The organism is Streptosporangium sp. NPDC051022, from assembly GCF_040683035.1.
GTDB lineage: Bacteria > Actinomycetota > Actinomycetes > Streptosporangiales > Streptosporangiaceae > Streptosporangium.
The window spans coordinates 2,287-23,044 of record NZ_JBFBCF010000029.1 but is presented as its reverse complement, the minus strand read 5'-3'; the positions used below and the strand labels follow the sequence as shown (position 1 = coordinate 23,044).

Genomic DNA, 20,758 nt, shown 5'->3' with positions numbered 1-20,758 from the left:
CGCTCATTGCCAACAAGGTGAGAGCGTTTCATCTTCCCGTCGCTCAGAGGAGCTTTCCGGCGATCCAGTCCTGGACCGTCTCCGCCACACCGGGCAGCCGGTACATCGGCGAGCTGTGCTCGGCGCCGGGCTCGGTCAGCACCGTCACCGGCACGCCGAACGGGCGCAGGCGCTCCTTGAGCTGCAGGCTGTGCGCGGCGGGCACGAACTCGTCCTCCGAGTGCAGGGCCAGCATCGGCGCGTCACCGCGGCTCGCGTGCCGTGACACCTCCATGCTGGCCCAGATCTTCGGGCACTTGGCCGGCTCGCAGCCCCCGGCGAGCTGGATGGCCGCCTCGCGCAGCTTGCGCCTGCTCAGGTCGAGGGTGTCCGCGCCGTCCTCGTAGGCCAGCATCGGCGAGGTCACCGGGGAGATGCCGACCACGCCGCGCAGACCGGGCAGGCCGTCCCCGTAGGTGCCGACGGCGGCGGCCAGATGACCGCCCGCGGAGAAGCCGACGACCACGTAGTTGTTGGGGTCGAAGCCCCACAGGGCGGCGTGCCTGCGCGCGGTGGCGATGGCGTCCAGTGTGTCGGTCCGCTGGGCCGGCCAGGCCGCGTCACCGGAGAGGCGGTAGTTGATGTTGAAGACCGTGTAGCCCTGCTCGGCGTAGCTCCTGGTGATCTCGGTCATGTACTTCTTGTCGCCGCCGGACCACCAGCCGCCGTGGACCAGGAAGATGCCGGGCCGCTTGAGGCCGTCGGTCTCGTGCCAGACGTCCATCCGCTGGCGGGGGTGCGAGCCGTACGAGACGGTGTTGACGACGGTGCCGGGGAGCTGCGGATCGGTCGTCGCGGTCGGCGAGGGGGACGGCGTGGGCCCCGGCTTCTTCGGCTTCGCGGTCGCGGCCGCGGACGCGGACGGAGACGCGGTCGAGGTGGGAGTCGGGGTCGGGGTCGGAGCGGAGGTCGGGGCGGCCTTCGCCCGTTTCGCGCTTCTGGCCGTCCCGGCCGATGTCGCCGTCTTGGCCGACCCCGCGGCCCCCGGCGCGCCCGCCGATCCCGTGGTGGAGGCGCCGTCCCGCCCGGAAGAGCCCGAGGAGCCCGAGGAGCCCGGGGAGTCCGGGGAACCGGGGGACCCGGAAGAGCTCGGGGAGCCGGTGGAGACCGAGGAGATCGAGGAAGCGTGCGCGGCAGGGGACACCTGCAAGGCGGCGGGGCCGATCACCAACGCCGCCAGGGCGAGAGCACTCACGGTTACCGCAGTTCGCACAGTCCTCTTCCTTCACTCGGGGCTGAATTTGCCCCCCATTGTGGAGTAACTGCCCTTTTTCCGCATCTTCATCGAACGACATAGGTTGACGGCGGCATGTTGCCAGAATGGTCGGTGCTTGGCCACCGGCTGGGAGGATGCTTCCGTCTGGCCTGTTCAACCCGTGTAAGGAGGCTGCGTGCAGTCCGACGATGTCCTGGGCGGCCTGGATCCCGAGCAGCGCGAGGTGGCCGAGGCGGTGCGCGGCCCGGTCTGCGTGCTCGCCGGCGCGGGGACGGGCAAAACACGGGCGATCACCCACCGCATCGCCCACGCGGTGCGCAGCGGTGTGGTCGACGCCCAGAGCGTGCTGGCCGTGACATTCACCACACGGGCCGCGGGCGAGCTCAGGCAGAGGCTGCGGCAGCTCGGCACGCCGGGAGTACAGGCCCGCACCTTCCACGCCGCCGCGCTGCGCCAGCTCACCTACTTCTGGCCGCGCGTCATCGGAGGCGACCCGCCCAAGGTGATCGAGTCGAAGCTGCCCCTGCTGATCGACGCCTGCCGTTCGATCAGGAGGAACCCCGACCGGTCCGAGCTGCGCGACATCGCCTCCGAGATCGAGTGGGCCAAGGCCGTCCAGATCGGCCCGGAGGACTACGCCGAGGCCGCCAGGAAGGCCGGCCGGACCCCGCCCGTCCCCGCCGAGGACATCTTCCGGCTCTACGACGCCTACGAGACGCTCCGCCGCGACCGGCACCTCGTCGACTTCGAGACCGTTCTCGAGCTCACCGCGGCGGTGATGACCGAGCACCGCGAGGTCGCGGCGCAGATCCGCCAGCAGTACCGCTACTTCGTCGTGGACGAGTACCAGGACGTCAACCCGCTGCAGAAGCTGCTGCTCGACACCTGGCTCGGCGGGCGCGACGACCTGTGCGTGGTCGGCGACCCCAACCAGACGATCTACTCCTTCACCGGCGCGACCCCCCGATACCTGACCGGCTTCCCGATCGAGCATCCGAACGCCACCGTGGTCAAACTGGTCCGCGACTACCGCTCGACCCCCCAGGTCGTGTCCCTGGCCAACCGGCTGCTCGACCGGTCGAAGACCCCGCACAAACTCGCCCTGGTCGCCCAGCGTCCCGACGGCCCCGAACCTGCCTTCGTCGAGTACGACGACGAACAGGCCGAGGCGGAGGGAGTGGCGCGCGCGGTGCGCAAACTCGCCGACGGCGGCGTGCCGACCCGTGAGATCGCGGTGCTCTTCCGGGTCAACGCCCAGTCGGAGACCTACGAGCAGGCGTTCAGCAAGGCGGGCATCCCCTACCTGCTGCGCGGCGCCGACCGGTTCTTCGAGCGCCCCGAGGTCCGGCACGCGGTCGTCCTGCTGCGCGGGGCCGCCCGCTCCGCCGCGCGGGACGACGAACTGGCCCTGACCGTCCACCACATTCTCAGCGGCATCGGCCTCACCCCCGAGGCCCCCGGCGGCGGCAAGGCCCGGGAGAAGTGGGAGTCGCTCAAGGCCCTCGCCGACCTCGCCGAGGACATGGGCGCCTCGGGCGCCGACCTGGCCGCCTTCGTAGTGGAGCTGGAGCGCAGGGCCGGCGAGCAGCACGCGCCGCCGGTCGAGGGCGTCACGCTGGCCTCGCTGCACGCGGCCAAGGGCCTGGAGTGGGACGCCGTCTTCCTGGCCGGCGTCACCGACGGCATGATGCCCATCATCTACGCCGAGACGCCCGAGCAGATCGAGGAGGAGCGCCGCCTGCTGTACGTCGGCGTCACCCGGGCCCGGGCCCACCTGACGCTGTCGTGGGCGCTGGCGCGCTCGCCGGGCGGCCGCAGGTCCAGGAAACCCTCCCGTTTCCTGGACGGCCTCACCGGGCGTTCCGCGGCGCGGAGCCGTACCTCCCCGGCATCCCCGCTCGCCTCCGCCGAACGGCGCCCGGTCGCCGCGCCGGTCAGCTGCCGGATCTGCGGCAAGACCCTGACCGCCGCCGCCGAGCAGAAGCTCGGCAGGTGCGCCACCTGCCCCGCCGACTACGACGAGGCCCTGCTGGAGAGCCTGCGGGCCTGGCGCACCGCGGTCGCCAAGGAGGCCAAGATCCCGGCCTACGTGGTGTTCACCGACGTCACCCTCCAGGCCATCGCCGAGCGCGCGCCGCTCAGTGAACAGGACCTGCTGGCGATCACCGGAATCGGACGCGTCAAACTAGACCGGTACGGCGAGGCGGTGGTGGCCCTCTGCCGTGCCGCGGCGGACCGGACGGAGGACATGTGAACCAGGCGCTCAAGGAGCTGCTCGACCTGCTCGACCTGGAACAGATCGAGCTCGACATCTTCAGGGGCCGCAGTCCGGAGGAGCACATCCAGCGGGTCTTCGGCGGTCAGGTGGCGGCCCAGGCTCTGGTGGCGGCGGGGCGGACGGTCCCCGGCGACCGGCACGTCCACTCGCTGCACGCCTACTTCATCCGGCCCGGCGATCCGGCGATCCCGATCGTCTACAACGTCGAGCGCGTCAGGGACGGCCGTTCCTTCACCACCCGCAGGGTCGTGGCCGTCCAGCACGGCAAGGCGATATTCACCATGTCCGCCTCCTTCCACATTCCCGAGCCCGGCCTGGAGCACCAGGCGACGACGATGCCCGACGTACCCGGGCCGGAGGAGCTGACGCCGTTCCAGGACCGGATGCGGGAGGCCCTGTGGGACGTGCGGGAGGAGTCCCCGTGGCGGGAGTTGCTGGCCAGGCCGCGCCCGGTCGACGCCCGTTACGCGACCCCCCTCACCTGGGAGGCCCTGCGCGATCCCGCGCTGATCAGTTCCGCGACGAACGTCTGGTTCCGCTACGACGCGGAACTGCCCGACGACCCGCTGCTGCACGTGGTGCTCGCCGCCTACACCTCGGACTTCACCCTGGTCGACACCGTACTGCTGGCCCACGGCCAGGCATGGGGGACCCCGAACGTCTCCGGAGCCTCGCTGGACCACGCCATGTGGTTCCACCGCCCCTTCCGCGTGGACGACTGGATGCTGTACGCCCAGGAGTCGCCCTGGTCCGGCGCCGCGCGCGGGCTGGCGAGGGGAGAGATGTTCACCCGCTCCGGAGACCTGGCCGTGTCGGTGGTTCAGGAGGCGATGATCCGCGTGAATCAGTTGTAAAACTGCAGGTAGAAAATATGTTGCCCGCCCCGGGGACCGGGGTTTAGGGTCATGGTCAAGCGAGTCGGACACTCCTGTCCGACGATCCACGAATGGAGGTGAGTCCACTGTGAAGAACGTGCTGATGCTGTCGTCCCAGTCGGGGCTCGCTTCCATGCGTCCCGGCACGTCCCTGTCCTTCGGCTGCCACGCCGTCCTCGCTGACGCCGCGGCTGCCCGGATTCGACGGGAAATCCAGCTCCGACAGGACATCCAGCTCCGACAGGACGTTCAGCTTCAGCGGGACGAGTATGTCCCGGCCCAGGTCCTGGCCGGTCGACCGGCACTGGTCGCCTTTGCGGCGACGGGTGTCGAGACGGCCGCCCCGGCTTCTGAGGCCGACGGCTACGCACTGACCAAGCACACCGGAAATGGTGGTTGGCGTGGTCCGCACTCCTGGAGGCGACCTCCGGTCATAACCTGACCGAGAGCAGAGCCCCCAGGCCGCGGATCCGCACCAGGATCCGCGGCCTTCTTGTTTGTCCGCGTTATTCCTGTCCCCCCACCCAGAGGTAACCGAAGATCAACACCTAACTGAGAGGTGAAGCAGATGGGGGCCCAGACGATCATGGACCTGATCGACGAAGCCGCAATCCCCTGTCGTACCGACCCCGACCTCTGGTTCGCAGAGTCTCCGGAGGATGTGGAGTTCGCCAAGGCGCTCTGCGGAGGCTGCCCGATCCAGCAGGCCTGCCTGGCCCGCGCGCTCGAGCGCGAGGAGCCGTGGGGAGTCTGGGGCGGCGAGCTCATCCTGCGGGGCGCGATCGTCCCGCGGAAGCGCCCGCGTGGCCGTCCCCGCAAGACTCCGGTCGCTGCCTGACCGACCGAGAACACGATCAACCGAGAACTTCGAAATTCCTGGAAGGACCTACTCCGATGACCTACCTCAACAGCACCAGTGGTCTCGACATGTTGTCTGTGCAAGAAGAACTGGTTCGGGACCGAATACGAACCCTCCACCGGGAGGCGGAGGAGCACCGTCGCGTATCCAGCGTCCTGCGCCTGCGGCGCGCCCGTCGTGACGCGGAACGCGTCTCCTCACGCCTCCGGCACGCGCTCCTGCGCCTCGTCTGACCGCTGAGGCCCGCGACCCACCGGGGTTCGCGGGCCCGCTGAGAACCCCGGATCGGCGAAACTCACAACCGGCCAAGGGGCGGCCCCTCGAACGGGCCGCCCCTTTCCCGTGTCTCCGGCAGCCGCTTTGGCGTTCTGTCCGGCCACCGGGACCCATGCCCGGCCGGGGTCCGTGGGCCTGGCGGGAACTTCAGGCCGGCGAAGCCCACAACCGGCCAAGGGGTGGTCCTTGGATCGGGCCGCCCTTTTCCGCGTCTCCGGCACGCGCTTCTGCACCTCGTCTGACCACCGGGATCCACGCCCGGCCCGGGTCCGTGGGCCGGTGAGGAGCACAGGCCGGTGAAACTCACGGACGATCAAGGGGTGGCCTTTCGACCAGGCCCCCCTTCCTCATGCGGCGCTCCTTCGCCCGGTGCTTCGGAGGTCGCCTGCTTAACCGGTGACCGCCTGCTCAACCGGCGACTGCCTGCTCCTCTGGCTCTCCCGGTCCCTCGGGATCCTCCTCGACGAACCCGGGAACCCAGCGGATCACCTCTTCGCGGAAGCGGGCGGTGGCGCCCAGCTGACAGAGCACTCCCACTCCGGCGGCATGCACACGGTGGATGAGAACGTAGGAGACCGGCAGGTTGAGCTGGCGCACCACATTGCCGGGGCGCAGGTCGGTGACCGTGGCCGCCTGCTCCTGCAACCACTCGCGGCTGAAAGTGAACTCCTCCACCGCGGTCGGCTCGACGTAGGGGGAGAGGAACGCCCGCAGCGCCTCGGTGTCCACCTCATCGATGTGGGGCAGGATGAAACCCTCGTCGCGCAGCCCCTGGACCACGTTCTCCATGTCGCCGTTGTTGAAGATGCGGGTCAGCTTCCCGAAGGCGGGGGGATAGCCGTCGGGCAGCCGGTTGACCGCGCCGAAGTCGAGCACGCACAGCCGGCCGTCCTCGAGGACCCGGAAGTTGCCGGGGTGCGGGTCGGCGTGGAGCATGCCCACCCGGGCGGGGGAGGAGAACAGGAAGCGGACCAGCTGGAGGCCGGCCCGGTCGCGCTCCGCCTTGGTGCCGTCGCTGATGATCCGCGACAGCGGGATGCCGTCCACCCACTCGGAGATGAGCAACTGCTCGTTGGCGGCGATGACGTCGGGGATCAGGAAGTCGGGATCGTCCTTGAACTCCAGGGCGAAGGCGTGCTGGGCCTCTGCCTCGTGCAGGTAGTCGAGCTCCTCGGCCACCCGCTCGCGCAGCTCGCTGAGAACGGCCTTGATGTCGAGCCCGGGCAGCAGCACCCCGAAGAGCATGCCGAGCCTGGAGATCTGGTTGAAGTCGGACAGGAGCGCCTTACCCGCGCCTGGATACTGGATCTTGACCGCGACCGTCCGGCCGTCGTGCCAGACGGCCTTGTGCACCTGGCCGATCGACGCGGCGGCGGTCGGCCTGTCCTCGAACGACTGGAAGTTCTCCCGCCAGTCGTCGCCCAGCTGCTCGACGAGGACCCGGTGCACGGTCTTGGCGGGCAGCGGCGGGGCGGCGTCCTGGAGCTTGGTGAGGGTCGCGCGGTACGGTCCGATGACCTCGGTGGGCAGCGCGGCCTCGAAGATCGACAGTGCCTGGCCGAGCTTCATGGCCCCGCCCTTGAGCTCTCCCAGCACCTTGAAGATCTGCTCGGCGGTGCGTTGCTGGATCTCCTGGGCGACGATCTCGGCGGACTTCCCGCCGATCCGTTTGCCCAGCCCAAGGGCGGTACGGCCGGCGAAACCGATCGGTAGGGCCGCCAGTTTGGCGGATCGTGTGACTGCGCGGCACGGAAGGTCACTCACCTTGGCTTGCGGCGTGTCCGCCGTTCAGCGAGACGCCGCTCCCTCCCTTCGGTGTGGTGTCTATCAGCGGCAGGTAGCCGACGCGACCATTGTTAGCGAACCCAAGTCGTTTCGGAAGCAACGACATTGTGGATGAACACTCCAGGATCGTCGCCTCCATCTCCAATCGGGAAACACATCTGTTGTGCTGTTGGTCACAGCCGGCTCCCGCCCGTCGATCCAGGCGAGAGCGTGCCCGGCGGCCATGGCCGCGACCAACGTCGACACGACCGTGCCGCAGCCGATCTCTCCCGCGGGGAACCCCCCGAGACGGGCGCTGACGACCGGCCAGCCGGGATCGCGATCGCGTCGCGTCAAATCTAGGCATCGCAGGCAGGTGCTCTGACCGGGCAACACCAGCGGGCCTACGGATCCGACCCCCTCGTAGGCGGTCACCAGCAGGTGCGGGACTCCCCAGGACTGGAGCTCGTCGACCAGCAGGCCGTCCAGGGGCCCGACCGGGGCGAGCACCGCCAGGTCGGGCGGCCGCGCGCCGTCCGCCGGCCGGGCCGCGTGGTCGCCGGTCCACGCGATGACCGACGGTGCCAGCCGCCTGGCCACGGCGACCGCGCCGTCCTGCCTGCTCATGCCCACCTGTTCCCAGGTCAGCCCGCCGGGGACGACGTCCTGGCGGCGGGCCGTACCGGGATCGACGACGCACAGGCCGCCGACCCCCGAGGCGGCGAGCAGGGCGACGACCTGGGCGCCGACCCGGCCCGCGCCGTACACCCGCACCCGGGTCCGCCGCCTGCGCGCCAGTGTGGCGAGCCCGCCGTCCGTCGTGCCGGGGACCAGGGACAGCGCGTCCAGGTCGGGCTGGAGGCGGTCGCGCTCGTCCAGCGGCAGCGCGCGCAGCGGGCCGGGCGGCGCCGAGGCGTCGTCGACCACGCCCCGGTCGATCAGCGACTCCAGCAGCGCGCGGCCGTCCTCCCGCCCGATCCCCGCCTCGGCCGCCCCGGCCAGCACCCCGGCGACGTCGCGCACGCCGTCCAGGCTCTCGACCCACCGGCGGACCTCGGGTTCGAGATCGGTCAGCATCACCGCGTGCCGGGGACGCAGACCGAGCTGCAGGGTGCGCTCGTCACGCGCGATCCGGCGCAGGACGGGCTTCAGACGTGGCCTCATCGGGACCGCCTCTCCTCGGGGCCGTCAACGGCCCTACGGGCTTCGGGGCGTGTCAGCGTGTCACGCCCCCGCAGGATCCCGGACGGGTTTCCCGCCGCCTGTGGATAACTTCGGTGTACTACGCTCCCGGGCATGGACGAGCTCTTGATCGACCGGCGGGACGACGGCGTCGTGGTGCTCACCCTGAACCGTCCGGACCGGCGCAACTCGATGACGGACGGCATGACGGAGCAGTGGCGGCGGACCGTCTCGGGGCTGCGCCACGACAAGGACGTGCGGTGCGTGGTCGTCACCGGAGCCGGCGGCGCGTTCTGCTCGGGCGGAGACCTGTCCTGGCTCGCCGAACGCGGCGCCGAGAGCGTGCCGGACCTGCGCGACAGGATGCTGGGCTTCTACCGGACCTGGCTGGCGATCGCCGACCTGGAGGTGCCGACCGTCGCCGCGGTCAACGGCGCCGCCGTCGGGGCGGGGCTCTGCCTCGCACTCGCCTGCGACCTGGTGTACGCCGCCGAGGAGGCCAAGCTCCTGGCGCCCTTCACCTCGCTCGGCCTGCACCCGGGGATGGCGGCCACCTATCTGCTGCCCAGGGTCGCCGGGGTAGGGGTCGCCAGGGAGATGCTGCTGACCGGCCGGACCGTGCAGGGCGCGGAGGCCGCGGCCATCGGGCTGGTCACCAGGGCCTTCCCCCGCGAGACGCTGATGACCGAGGTGCTGGGGATCGCGTCCCGGATCGCCGCCAACGCCCCCGTCGCCACCCGGCTCACCAAGGTCGCCCTCGCCGGCGGCGGCCACGCCGACCTCGACGCCGCGCTGCGCTGGGAATCCCTCGCCCAGCCGCTCACCATGGCCTCCGACGACCTGCTCGAAGGACTGGCGGCGCAGCGGGAACGACGGGCCCCGCGTTTCGGCGGCTCCTGAGACGACCGATATCCCCGGTTAATTCGATAAGCCGCGGCCATAACCGATCGGTCTTGCTGAACAATCGACGAACAGGGATTGACCAGCCAGAACGTCTTCGGCCCTCTGGTGTGAATTCGTCATTCTCGGCTACCGTTCATATGTGCCCCCCGAGACAGTCGAGGTCCGTCGAAGTTCTCGTCGCCGGCGGACGGTTTCCGCGTACCGCGACGGCGAGAAGACGATCGTGCTGCTGCCCGCCGGACTCAGCATCACGGACGAGGAGCAATGGGTACGCCGGATGCTCGACCGGCTCGCGGCCAAGGAGCAGCGAAGACGCCCCTCCGACGACGACCTGTTCGAGCGGGCGAGTGAGCTGTCGGCGCGCTATCTCGACGGCAAAGCCACCCCGTCGAGTGTCCGCTGGGTCGACAACCAGCAGCACCGCTGGGGTTCGTGCACTCCCGATCATGGCACAATCAGGATCTCCACACGACTCCGGGGCATGCCGTCGTGGGTGGTCGACTACGTGATCATGCACGAGCTCGTGCACCTGCTGGTGCCGAGCCACGGCCCCCGTTTCTGGGCATTGGTGGAACAATATCCCAAAGCCGAACGGGCGCGAGGATTCCTGGAGGGATTCTCCATGGCGGCCAACGGCGCCGCGGAGGAATGTTGACCGAGGAGCGAGTGGTCGGGGTCGTCGTCACGCCCTCGATGTCGGCGGCCGCCCCGCCGGGGGTCGATCCGGCGCGCTTCCTGACGGCCGCGGCGGAGGACACCTACGAGCTCGTCGCGGCCCTCGACTTCGTCACCCCGGTCCTGGTGACGAGCGTGCCGGGCATGGAGGAGATCGTCTGGCCGGGCACCCCGGTCGTGGAGATCCCCGACCTTTCGGGAGCCGCCCTGGTCGCGGCCGCCTTCGAGGCCCTGCCGTACGGCGGGCAGGCGGTCCTGGTGAGCGGCGACGCGCCCGACCTGCCACCCCTGCTGATCGGCAAGCTCTTTCGCGAGCTGGGCAGGGCCCGCGTCGCCGTCTGCCCGGCCGCGGACGGTGGCGCCGTGGCGATAGCCGCCCACCTGCCCTATCCCGGCTGGGCCGCCGTGGGGTTCGACGACCCCGAACCGGTCAGGGCCCTGCGCGCCTCGGCCCCCGCTCCCAGGACGGTCGCCACCGGGCCGGGCTGGCACCGCCTGCGCACCCCCTGCGACATCCACAGGCTCGACCCGGGCCTTGAGGGCTGGGACAACACCCGGGCCCTGCTCTCGGTGTGACCGGCGTGACCGGCGTGACCGGTGCCAACGGCGCGGACGAGACGAACGGGGTGAGACGAGACGAACGGGGCGAACGGCGTGGGCGGTGCTCAGGACGAGGGCTGACCGGGCAGGCGCAGGTCGGCGAAGACGGCCCGGTGGTCGGTCCCCGGGACGGTGTGGACGCTGACCTCGTTCACGTTCACCCGCCGGTCGACCACGACGTGGTCGATGGTGATGAGCGGCGGCATCCTCTGGTTGGCGGGCCAGGTGGGGACCAGCCCCTGGCCGACGCGTTCCGCGGCGTCCGCGTACCCCTGATCGAGGAAGCGGCGCAGCGCGGCGTGGTCGAGGCTGGCGTTGAAGTCGCCGGCGAAGACGCGGATCCGGTTCGCCGAGGCGGGCGGGAAGGCGGCCAGGGCGGCCGTCCACTCGTGCACCTGGCTGCCCAGCGGGGGGAAGGGATGCACGTCGACGAGCTCGATGTCCCCCGCCCCCGGGACGCTGAGCACGGCGGCCGGCATGTTGTGCCCGATGGGCCGGAACAGGTTCTCCAGCGGGGTGAGCGAATACCTGGAGAACAGGCCGCTGCCGCTCGCGCTCCACGCCGTCTGTAGCACCCGGTGTGGCATGACGTCCTTCAGCCCGGCCGCGTCCAGTTCGTCGGCCATGCCCGGGGTCAGCTCCTGGGCGCTCAACACGTCGGGCTTGAGCCGCCTGACCAGGTCCATCACCGCCTCGGGGTCGGCGTGACCGAACAGCATGTTGAGGGTGAGCACCCGCAGCGGCGTTCCCGTAGGCTCGGCCGATCCGACGGTCCGGGGAAGAACGCTCAGCCCGAACGCCGCGGTGGTGACCAGCGCCACGGCCGTGGCCGCGCGGCTGCGGGTCACCGCGGCCAGGAGCAGGGGGACGAGCGAACCCGCGGCGGCGTACGGCGTGGCGGTCATGAGCTGGGTGGTCAGCGAGCCGCGTTCGAGACCGGTCACCCTGGCCGCGGCCCAGGCGGCGAAAGGGGTGACGGCGGCCCAGACCAGGGCCCGGGGGACCCTGGGAAACCGCCGGCGTCGCCGGGCCGCCGCCCTGATCGCGCCGCCGACCATACCTCTGTCGGCTGAGACGTCCACGCTCACGCTGCCTCGTTTCGCTGGCTCACCTCGACGGGGATGACGATATCCACGGCCGTGTGAGACGGGTGTAAAACGGTCCAATCATGCGGGATCGTTCACCGGAACCACTCCGCAGAGCCCAGCGGACATGTGGAGTCGTTCACCGGAACCACTCCGCGGTGCCCGCCGGATATGTGGAGTCGTTCACCGGAATCCGCCCGCGGAACCCCGCCGGCACAGTTGAGGTCTGTCGTCCGGGGCCGCCGGATGAGGTTCACGTCCGTGGGACGCCGCCCGGAACCCGCCGGCGTTCGCCGCGCACCTTCGCCGTGTCCGCCCAGGACGCCGGTACGGCGAGCGGTGGCACGGAGTGGATCGGCGCCGGCGAGTGGTGCCCGGATCGGTGAACGTTCGTGTTCACCGATCCGGGCGGTTCATCGAGCCTGGGTGGAGCGCATCGCCTCGCGGGCGCGCCTGGCCAGCCTGCGGGTCGCCTCGTCGGAGAGCTCGGGGATCTCGTCGATCGGGAACCACCGCAGGTCGAGGGACTCATCGCTGATCACGGCCTCGACGTCCGCCGGGGCGACCGCGCCGTACTCCACGTCCAGGTGGTGGCTGTGCGGGGGATGACACCAGACCCGGTGCCGGTCGAGGGCCAGCGGCCCGGGCAGCAGCCGCAGACCGGGGATGCCGGACTCCTCCACCGCCTCCCGCAGCGCCACGGCGTCGAGCGAGGCGTCGTCCCGCTCGCAGTGGCCGCCCATGGGAAGCCACATCCCTGCCTTGGGGTGCAGCGTCAGCAGCACACGCTCGCCGTCGTGGGAGACGACCGCGGTCGTGGCCGTCAGGTGGCCGGGCACGCACTCGCGCCACATCGAGTCCTCGTGGGCGTGCACATGCTCCAGGAACTCCTGGCGCAGGCGCTCCTCCTCCGCCGTCGGCGCGCTCCACGTCGCGAGCACGTTCCGGGCGTGCGCGCGCAGGCTCACGCGCTCTCGCCCCCGCCGTCGTCCTGGGAGTCCTGTGAATCCTGTGAGCCCTGGGAGCCCTGGGAGTCGCCGGGCCCCTTCGAGCCCTCGGGCCCCTCGCCCTTCTCCGGTGCCTTCCGCTCGCCGGACGCCTCGCCCAGCGCCGCCTCCAGGGAGGAGAGGTCGAACTCCGGCTCGCCCCGGACGAATCGGCTGGGATTGTCGAGATCGTCGGCGGTCGGCATCAGGTCGGGGTGGCTCCAGACCGCGTCGCGGCCGTCGATGCCCCGGTCGTTCTCCAGCGCCTGCCACAGGGCGGCCGCCTCGCGCAGACGGCGGGGGCGGAGTTCGAGGCCGACGAGCGTGGCGAAGGTCTGCTCGGCCGGGCCACCGGTCGCCCTGCGGCGCCGTACGGTCTCGGCCAGCGCGGCGGAGGAGGGCAGCTTGCCGTCGGCGGCGCCGTCGACGACCGTGCCGACCCAGCCCTCGACCAGGGCGAGCATGGTCTCAAGACGCGTGAGGGCGGCCTTCTGCCGCTCGGTCTCCTCGGGCTTGAGCAGGTTGCCGCCGCTCAACGCCTGCTGGAGCTGCTCGGGGTTGTTGATGTCGAGCCCGCGCAGCTGCTCCTCCAGGGCCGACACGTCGACCGTGATCCCCCTGGCGTACTCCTCGACGGCGCCCAGCAGATGCGAGCGCAGCCACGGCACGTGCTGGAACAGCCGGTGGTGCGCCGCCTCGCGGAGGGCCAGGTAGATCCGGATCTCGTCGGCGGGGGTCTCCAGCCCCTGGCTGAACGCGGCGACGCCGCCGGGCAGCAGGGCGGCGTTGCCGGACAGCGGCAGGCCGATGTCGGTCGAGCCGACCACCTCGCGGGCGAGCGAGCCGAGGGCCTGGCCGATCTGCTGGCCGACCATCATGCTGCCCATCTGCTTCATCATGCCCATCAGCGGGCCGGCCATAGCCTGGGCCTCGGCGGGCAGGCCCGCCGCGCCGAGCGTGCCGCTCATCGTCTCGACCATGCGGGCCGCGATCGGATCGCACAGCTGCTGCCACACCGGGACGGTTTTCTCGATCCACTCCGACCGGCTCCACGCCTGAGGGTTGTTCACCCCGCTCGGGAGCGAGGTCGCCTCGTTCAGCCACAGGTCGGCGAGGTTGAGCGCGTCCACGATCTGGCGCCGCTCGCCTTCCATGACACTCGGGTCGCCTTCGGCGGCCACGACGTGCCGGGCGATGTTCTTCGCCATGTCCCAATTGACGGGCCCTGAGCTCTGCGGCGCGGACAGCATGTCGGCGAACTGACGCATGGCCGCCGCGATCTGCTCCGGGTCGCCGAACATGGCGAACGGATTCTCGTTGGGGTCGTTTTCCCGACCTGGCAAGTCAGTCACCGCTCTACCTCGTGCAGGATGGAGGAGTCCACATCCGCCACGTTATCCGTCGCATGGTGGGTCAGTGCAAAGTGAGGACCTGGTGCCTACCTCGAAACGCCCCCGGCTCCCGGTCGTCGCCGTAACCGGCGCGGCCTCGGGTATCGGCCGTGCCTTCCTCGCGAAGGTCGCCTCGTCTGCGGATTTCCGCAGGGTCGTGGCCATCGACGAGCAACGCGGCGACGTCCCCGACGTCACCTGGAGAGTGCTCGACGTCAGAGATCCGCTCTTGGCGAACCGGATCTCCGACATCGACGTGCTCGTCCATCTGGCGGGTGACTACGCGCTCGACGCCGATCCGGCGGAGCGGCGCGCCTACAACCTGCGCGCGGCACAGACGGTGCTCACCGCCAGCGCCGCCGCCAGGGTGCGCCGCGTCGTGCTGGTCACCAGCGCCATGGTCTACGGCGCCGCGCCCGACAACGCCGTTCCGCTGCCCGAGAACTCCGCCGTCGCCGCCGAGCCCGACACCGGGATGGTCGGCGACCACCTGGAGATCGAGGCGCTGGTCCGGCGCTCGCTGCGCAGCCACCCCGGGCTCGAGGTGACCGTGCTCCGCCCGGCCGCCGTCGTCGGTCCCGGCGTGGACAGCGTGGTCACCCGTCACTTCGAGGCGCCCCGGCTGCTCAGCGTGAAGGGCTGCAGTCCCCGCTGGCAGTTCTGCCACGTGGACGACCTGGTCTCGGCGCTGGAGATGGCCGCGCTCGGCGCCGTCTCCGGCGTGGTGGCCGTGGGGGGCGACGGCTGGCTGGAGCAGGAGCAGGTCGAGGAGCTGTCCGGGCTGCGCCGTTTCGAGCTGCCCGCGGGGCTGACCTTCGGCACCGCCCAGCGTCTGCACCGGCTCGGTGTGACCCCGGCGCCCGCCACCGACCTGCACTACGTCGTCTACCCCTGGGTGGTGGACTGCGCCGCGCTCCGTGAGGCGGGGTGGAAGCCGGCGTGGAGCAACGAGGCCGCGTTCACACAGCTTCTCGAGCTGCGTGAGGGCAAGCACGCGGTGGTCGGCCGACGGCTGTCCGGCAAGGACGCCACGCTCACCGCCGCGGGCGCGACCGTCGCGGTCCTCGGCACCGCGGCGATCGTCCGCGCCGCCCGCAAGAAGCGCCGCGTCTGAGCCTCGCGGCGTCCTTGCGGCGTCCTTGCGGCGTCCTTGCGGCGTCCTTGCGGCGCCCTGCGGCACTCCGCGGCCGGAGCCTCGCCGGTACGGCCGGGCTTCTCGCGGATTGCCGGGATTCCACGAGTACGGTCACCCCCCGGGAAACGGTTTTTCCGGGGCGGTAGCCTTTGTGCCGTGAATGTCATCCGGTTGCTCGGCATCCGCGACAGCGCGCTTTCCGTGGACGAGGTGCTCTCCGCGATCGGCGACCACGCTGCGGGCGGTACGACGATCTTCGTCGGCACGGTGCGCGACCAGGACCACGGCAAGCCGGTCACCAGGCTCTCCTACTCGGCGCACCCCAGCGCCGAGAGCGAGCTGCGCCGGGTCGCCGAGAAGATCGCCACGGACTTCCCGATCACCGCGCTGGCCGCGGTGCACCGGGTGGGCGACCTGGAGCTCGGCGACATCGCCGTCGTCGTGGCGGTCGCGGCCCCCCACCGTGGCGAGGCGTTCGCGGCCTCGCGCCGCCTGATCGACGACCTCAAGAGCGAGGTCCCCATCTGGAAGAACCAGCTCTTCACCGACGGCTCGGCCGAGTGGGTCGGGGCCTGCGACTGAGCGTGAGAGGCATGGGTCGTACGATCCGGAATGGAACGGCCGGAAAGATACCGGCGCGTACGTGCGGCTTCTTGACCGGTCACACGGAATAGGCTTCCTCCCATGTCCCGACGAGCGCTGACATTGATGGTGGCAGGCTTCCTCACGCTTCTGTTCGGCGTTGTCGGCGCCCTGCTGCCCGTGCCGTACGTCGTGCTGAGCCCAGGGCCGACCGAGAACACCATCGGTGACGTCAAGGGCAAGCCGGTGATCAGCATCGAGGGGCACCAGACCTACCCGGCCGACGGGAAGCTGAGCCTGGTCACCGTGGCCTACCAGGGCGGTCCCGGTAACAGGATCGATCTGTTCAGCGCGCTCAAGGGTTGGATCGATCCCACGGTCGCGGTGGTGCCCGAGGAGACGATCTTCCCGCCGACGAGCACGGCCGAGGAGGTCGAGCAGCAGAACACCCAGGAGATGACCAACTCCCAGGACGACGCGACCGCGGCGGCGCTGACCGAGCTCAAGATCCCCTACACCTCGGTCGTGACCGTGGCCTCGACCCAGAAGGGGCTGCCCGCCGACGGGAAGTTCAAGACCGGCGACGAGATCGTCTCGGTGGACGGGGTTCCCGCGGTCGACAGGGAGAGCGTCTCCGGCATCGTCCGCAAGCACAAGGCGGGGGAGACGGTGACCTTCACCGTCAACCGCGGCGACCACAGCATGACCGTGGCCGTCCCGACCGTCGCGGCCAAGGACGGCACGCCGATCGTGGGCATCACCATGCGGATCAGCTACAAGTTCCCCTTCAAGGTGAGGATCAACGTCGGTGACGTCGGTGGCCCGAGCGCGGGCATGATGTTCTCCCTCGGCATCGTCGACAAGCTCACCCCCGGCTCGATGACCGGCGGCAAGTCGATCGCCGGGACCGGGACGATCACTCCGGAGGGCAAGGTCGGCCCGATCGGCGGCATCCAGCAGAAGATGGTCGGCGCCCGCAGGTCGGGGGCGACGGTCTTCCTCGCGCCCGCGGACAACTGCGCCGAGGCGGTCAGGGCGGTCCCCGACGGGATGAAGCTGTACAAGGTCAGCACGTTGCACGACGCCGTCAAGGCGATCGACGTGATCCGCTCCGGCTCCGGCACCGTACCGGGGTGCTCGGCGAGCTGACGCCCCTCCGGACGGCGGGCGGCGGCGGGCTCCGCGGCCGGCCGGCCGGGGACGCGGGGTTTCGGGGTGACCGAAGCCACTGACCGTTTTCCGGCTACAAAAGCGACATCTGGGCACTCATCTGAAATCTCGTGCGTTGGCATTGTTGAAGCCGAGACCTGCGCGGGGTTGTGGCCGGACCGTGCCCAAGGGGCCAGGCGCGACCGTATCCCTGCCGGTGTAGGTTTCCAAACACGGACCGTGCTCTTACGACAAGGGGTTGGCCTTGAGCTTCCGGACCCCCGGAGCCGGTAGGGCGATGCGCTTGCCCCGCCGGCCACGACTGCTGCTTCCTGTCGCGATCGCCATAGTCGCGGTCGTTGCGTTGTTCTTCCTCTTCGCAGGCATATTCACCGACTACCTGTGGTACGAATCGGTCGACTACACGGCCGTCTTCTCCGGCGTGATCGTCACCCAGATCCTGCTCTTCATCGTGGGCGCCGTGCTGATGGTCGGCCTCGTGGGCGGCAACATGTTGCTGGCCTACCGGGTGCGGCCCATGTTCGGCCCCGGGATGTTCGGCGGCGCCAGCGGCGCGGACCGTTACCGGATGGCCCTCGACCCGCACCGAAAGATGATCTTCCTGATCGGTGTCGCGGTGCTCGCCCTGTTCTCCGGATCGTCCTTCGGCGGGCAGTGGAAGACGTGGCTGGAGTTCCTCAACGCCACGCCGTTCGGGGAGAAGGACGCCCAGTTCGGCATGGACCTGTCGTTCTTCATGTTCACCTACCCGTTCCTGCGGATGGTGCTGAACTTCCTGTTCACCGCGGTGGTGCTGTCGACCATCATGGCGGCGGTCGTGCACTACCTGTACGGCGGCTTCAGGCTCCAGTCGCCCGGCGTCCACGCCTCCCGCGCGGCCCGGGTGCACCTGTCGGTGCTGCTCGGCGTGTTCGTGCTGCTGAAGGCGGTGGCCTACTGGACCGACCGGTTCGGCCTGGTCTTCTCCGACCGGGGTTTCGCCTACGGCGCCTCCTACACCGACGTCAACGCGGTGCTTCCGGCCAAGACCATCCTGGCCATCATCGCCCTCATCTGCGCCGTCCTGTTCTTCGCCGGAATCGTACGGCCGGGCGGCATGCTGCCCGGCGTCGCCTTCGGCCTGCTGGTGCTCTCGGCCATCCTGATCGGCGGGGTCTATCCGGCCCTGGTCGAGCAGTTCCAGGTCAGGCCCAACCAGCAGGACCGCGAACAGGTCTACATCAAGCGCAACATCGAGGCGACCAGGAAGGCGTACGGGATCGACAAGACCGAGATCACCGAGTACGCCGCGCAGGGCGACGCCTCCAAGGTCAGCGTGACCGCCGACAGCTCCATCTCCGGCGTACGGCTGCTCGACCCCAACCTGGTCGCCAAGACCTACCAGCAGAAGCAGCGCATCCGCGGCTACTACGACTTCCACGACCCGCTCGACGTCGACCGCTACCCCGACGATTCGGGCAAGATGCGCGACACCGTGGTCGCGGTGCGGGAGCTCACCGGGCCGCCCAGGGAGCAGGACAACTGGATCAACCGGCACCTCGTCTACACCCACGGCTACGGCTTCGTCGCCGCGCCCGGCAACGAGGTCGACTCCCAGGGCCTGCCCGACTTCGACGCCAAGGACATGCCGGTCACCGGCTCGCTGGCCGAGCGGACCGGCCTGAAGGAGTCGCGGATCTACTTCGGCGAGTCCTCGGCCGCGCCCGAGTACGTCATCGTCGGCGGCGACAGGAAGCAGGGGCAGGAGCTCGACTACCCCGAGAGCAGCGGCACCGGTCAGCAGAACACCACCTACACCGGCAAGGGCGGCGTCCCGGTCGGCTCGTTCGTCAACCGCCTGCTCTACGCGGCCAAGTACGGCGAGACGAACCTGCTGCTGTCGGGTGACATCAACGACAAGTCCAAGATCCTCTACGAGCGGAACCCGCAGGAGCGCATCGCCAAGGTCGCGCCGTTCCTGAGCCTCGACGACAACCCCTACCCCGCCATCGTCGACGGCAAAGTGGTCTGGATCGTCGACGCCTACACCACCTCCAACTCCTACCCCTACTCCGACAGCAGGAGCCTGGAGTCGATGACCCGCGACACGGTCACCGACCCGCGCCTGGTGGTGCAGCAGCCGCGCGACAACATCAACTACATGCGCAACGCGGTCAAGGCCACGGTCGACGCCTACGACGGCACGGTCACCCTGTACGCCTGGGACGACAAGGACCCGATCCTGCAGACCTGGCGCAAGGCCTTCCCCGGCATCATCAAGCCGAAGACCGAGATGTCGGAGAACCTCAAGCAGCACCTGCGCTACCCGGAGGCGCTGTTCAAGGTCCAGCGTGACGTGCTGTCCCGCTACCACATCGAGGACCCGAACGCGTTCTACAGCGGTCAGGACTTCTGGAACGTCCCGAACGACCCGTCGTCCGGCGGACGTGGTGACATCAAGCAGCCGCCGTACTACCTGTCGGTCAAGATGCCCAACACGTCGGAACCCACGTTCTCGCTGACCACCACGTTCGTGCCCCGCCAGGGCCCGAACCTGGCGGCGTTCATGGCCGTCGACGCCACGCCGGGAGAGGACTACGGAAAGCTGCGCATCCTGCGCATGCCCTCCAACACCACGATCCCCGGCCCCGGCCAGGTGCAGAACAACTTCCAGAACAAGTTCGCCGGCCAGCTGAACCTCCTGGGCCTCGGCGGGGCGAAGATCCGCTACGGCAACCTGCTGACCCTGCCGTTCGCCGACGGACTGGTCTACATCGAACCGGTCTACGTGGAGACGGCCGCCTCCTCCGGCCAGGAGCCCTACCCGATCCTCCGCCAGGTCCTGGTCTCCTACGGGGACAAGGTCGGCTTCGCCGACACGCTCCAGGGCGCCCTGGAACAGGTCTTCGGTCAGGGAGCCCAGTCGAACAGGCCGGAAACCAAGCCCAACGTGCCCGTCCAGTCGAACACCGCGCTGAGCGCGGCGATCGAGGAGGCGCAGAAGGCCTACGACAAGGCGCAGCAGGCCCTGACGGCCAACCCGCCGAACTGGACGGAGTACGGCAAGGCGCAGGACGAGCTGAAGAAGGCCCTGGAGAAGCTGAGGGGCGCCTCGGTGCCGCCGGTGGCCCCGACCCAGACTCCGGCGCCGACCTCCTCCGGGAGCCCGTCTCCGACCTCGTCGGCGACTCCGGCCCCGCTCTCCTCGGGGACGGTCACCCCGACGCCGTCCCCCTCACCGTCGTCGAGTTCCTAGATTCGGCGGTCTCCCGGGGCTCGTCGAGCCCCGGGAGACCGGGCGGAGTCATTTGATTCGCGTTCACAGCCGAAGCCGGGTAGTCTCTAGACACACACCGACGCGGGGTGGAGCAGTTCGGTAGCTCGCTGGGCTCATAACCCAGAGGTCGCAGGTTCAAATCCTGTCCCCGCTACCAATGAGAAGGCCCTGATCTCTCTCCAGAGATCAGGGCCTTTCCCGTTCGCCCGGGACTCCGTGTCCCGCCTCGGGATCCTCGCCCTTCGCAGCGGAATCCCGGTCCTGCCCCGGCACCCCGTCCTCTCGAAGTCCCGTATCCCCGGAAACCCCGTATCCCGCCCCGCGCCATGTGCCGCGCGACCGGTTCGCGGGCAACCAGTTTGCCCTTGGCGGCGGGGCCGGGTAATCTTCAGACACACACCGACGCGGGGTGGAGCAGTTCGGTAGCTCGCTGGGCTCATAACCCAGAGGTCGCAGGTTCAAATCCTGTCCCCGCTACCAATGAGA

The 20,758-nt window shown here is 69.9% G+C and carries 18 protein-coding genes and 2 tRNA genes; 14 read left to right on the top strand and 6 right to left on the bottom strand.

Translation table 11 applies throughout. The annotated features are described in order from the left end of the window. Positions 1-43: 43 nt before the first annotated feature. Complete coding sequence (locus tag AB0N02_RS35320) at positions 44-763, bottom strand: alpha/beta hydrolase (RefSeq protein WP_363955612.1); 720 nt, start codon at positions 761-763, stop codon at positions 44-46. Positions 764-797: 34 nt separating this feature from the next. Between AB0N02_RS35320 and AB0N02_RS35315 the strand changes: the two genes are divergently transcribed. The 5 genes from AB0N02_RS35315 to AB0N02_RS35295 all read left to right on the top strand — a co-directional run bounded on the left by AB0N02_RS35315 (position 798) and on the right by AB0N02_RS35295 (position 5,246). Next, the gene (locus AB0N02_RS35315) at positions 798-1,301 is read left to right on the top strand and encodes a hypothetical protein (RefSeq protein WP_363955610.1); all 504 of its coding nucleotides are present in this window, start codon (positions 798-800) and stop codon (positions 1,299-1,301) included. Positions 1,302-1,430: 129 nt separating this feature from the next. Continuing rightward, positions 1,431-3,509, top strand: coding sequence for an ATP-dependent DNA helicase UvrD2 (locus AB0N02_RS35310; protein ID WP_363955607.1), 2,079 nt, complete (start codon positions 1,431-1,433; stop codon positions 3,507-3,509). Further along, positions 3,506-4,387, top strand: coding sequence for an acyl-CoA thioesterase II (gene tesB / locus AB0N02_RS35305; RefSeq protein WP_363955604.1), 882 nt, complete (start codon positions 3,506-3,508; stop codon positions 4,385-4,387). The genes AB0N02_RS35310 and tesB overlap by 4 nt, the downstream gene beginning before the upstream one ends. A 109-nt stretch (positions 4,388-4,496) precedes the next feature. Then, complete coding sequence (locus AB0N02_RS35300; protein WP_363955601.1) at positions 4,497-4,850, top strand: hypothetical protein; 354 nt, start codon at positions 4,497-4,499, stop codon at positions 4,848-4,850. A gap of 126 nt (positions 4,851-4,976) precedes the next feature. Next, positions 4,977-5,246 (top strand): WhiB family transcriptional regulator, encoded by a 270-nt coding sequence (locus AB0N02_RS35295; protein ID WP_184718892.1) that lies wholly within the window; start codon positions 4,977-4,979, stop codon positions 5,244-5,246. Positions 5,247-5,951: 705 nt separating this feature from the next. Here AB0N02_RS35295 and AB0N02_RS35290 read toward each other — a convergent pair. Continuing rightward, positions 5,952-7,307, bottom strand: coding sequence for an AarF/UbiB family protein (locus tag AB0N02_RS35290; protein ID WP_363955598.1), 1,356 nt, complete (start codon positions 7,305-7,307; stop codon positions 5,952-5,954). Between the two features lie 63 nt (positions 7,308-7,370). After that, positions 7,371-8,471 carry a ThiF family adenylyltransferase gene (locus tag AB0N02_RS35285; protein ID WP_363955595.1) on the bottom strand — a complete coding sequence of 367 codons (1,101 nt, stop codon included), beginning with the start codon at positions 8,469-8,471 and terminating at the stop codon, positions 7,371-7,373. A gap of 132 nt (positions 8,472-8,603) precedes the next feature. Between AB0N02_RS35285 and AB0N02_RS35280 the strand changes: the two genes are divergently transcribed. The 3 genes from AB0N02_RS35280 to AB0N02_RS35270 all read left to right on the top strand — a co-directional run bounded on the left by AB0N02_RS35280 (position 8,604) and on the right by AB0N02_RS35270 (position 10,643). Next, complete coding sequence (locus tag AB0N02_RS35280; protein ID WP_363955592.1) at positions 8,604-9,389, top strand: enoyl-CoA hydratase-related protein; 786 nt, start codon at positions 8,604-8,606, stop codon at positions 9,387-9,389. Between the two features lie 142 nt (positions 9,390-9,531). After that, positions 9,532-10,047, top strand: a complete 516-nt coding sequence (locus tag AB0N02_RS35275) for a M48 family metallopeptidase (protein WP_363955589.1) — start codon at positions 9,532-9,534, stop codon at positions 10,045-10,047. After that, on the top strand, positions 10,044-10,643 hold the full coding sequence (locus AB0N02_RS35270; protein ID WP_363955586.1) for a DUF2064 domain-containing protein: 600 nt from the start codon (positions 10,044-10,046) through the stop codon (positions 10,641-10,643). The genes AB0N02_RS35275 and AB0N02_RS35270 overlap by 4 nt, the downstream gene beginning before the upstream one ends. A gap of 89 nt (positions 10,644-10,732) precedes the next feature. Here the strand turns inward: AB0N02_RS35270 and AB0N02_RS35265 are convergent, their stop codons facing one another. The 3 genes from AB0N02_RS35265 to AB0N02_RS35255 form a co-directional block, all read right to left on the bottom strand. After that, the gene (locus tag AB0N02_RS35265; protein ID WP_363955583.1) at positions 10,733-11,755 is read right to left on the bottom strand and encodes an endonuclease/exonuclease/phosphatase family protein; all 1,023 of its coding nucleotides are present in this window, start codon (positions 11,753-11,755) and stop codon (positions 10,733-10,735) included. 410 nt (positions 11,756-12,165) lie between these two features. Then, entirely contained in the window at positions 12,166-12,720 is a 555-nt protein-coding gene (locus tag AB0N02_RS35260) for an NUDIX domain-containing protein (RefSeq protein WP_363955580.1), read from the bottom strand. Further along, positions 12,717-14,039: a zinc-dependent metalloprotease gene (locus AB0N02_RS35255; RefSeq protein WP_363955864.1), complete on the bottom strand. Its 1,323-nt coding sequence runs from the start codon at positions 14,037-14,039 to the stop codon at positions 12,717-12,719. The genes AB0N02_RS35260 and AB0N02_RS35255 overlap by 4 nt, the downstream gene beginning before the upstream one ends. A gap of 130 nt (positions 14,040-14,169) precedes the next feature. Between AB0N02_RS35255 and AB0N02_RS35250 the strand changes: the two genes are divergently transcribed. The 6 genes from AB0N02_RS35250 to AB0N02_RS35225 all read left to right on the top strand — a co-directional run bounded on the left by AB0N02_RS35250 (position 14,170) and on the right by AB0N02_RS35225 (position 20,752). Beyond that, a complete protein-coding gene (locus AB0N02_RS35250; protein WP_363955861.1) occupies positions 14,170-15,243 on the top strand; it encodes an NAD-dependent epimerase/dehydratase family protein in 1,074 nt (357 codons plus the stop codon). 177 nt (positions 15,244-15,420) lie between these two features. Next, entirely contained in the window at positions 15,421-15,846 is a 426-nt protein-coding gene (locus tag AB0N02_RS35245) for a molybdenum cofactor biosynthesis protein MoaE (RefSeq protein WP_363955578.1), read from the top strand. Between the two features lie 102 nt (positions 15,847-15,948). Continuing rightward, positions 15,949-16,995 carry a PDZ domain-containing protein gene (locus tag AB0N02_RS35240; RefSeq protein ID WP_363955575.1) on the top strand — a complete coding sequence of 349 codons (1,047 nt, stop codon included), beginning with the start codon at positions 15,949-15,951 and terminating at the stop codon, positions 16,993-16,995. Between the two features lie 298 nt (positions 16,996-17,293). Then, positions 17,294-20,251, top strand: coding sequence for a UPF0182 family protein (locus AB0N02_RS35235; RefSeq protein WP_363955572.1), 2,958 nt, complete (start codon positions 17,294-17,296; stop codon positions 20,249-20,251). 101 nt (positions 20,252-20,352) lie between these two features. Further along, a tRNA-Met gene (locus tag AB0N02_RS35230) sits at positions 20,353-20,429 on the top strand. A gap of 246 nt (positions 20,430-20,675) precedes the next feature. After that, positions 20,676-20,752, top strand: a tRNA-Met gene (locus AB0N02_RS35225). Positions 20,753-20,758 lie beyond the last annotated feature (6 nt).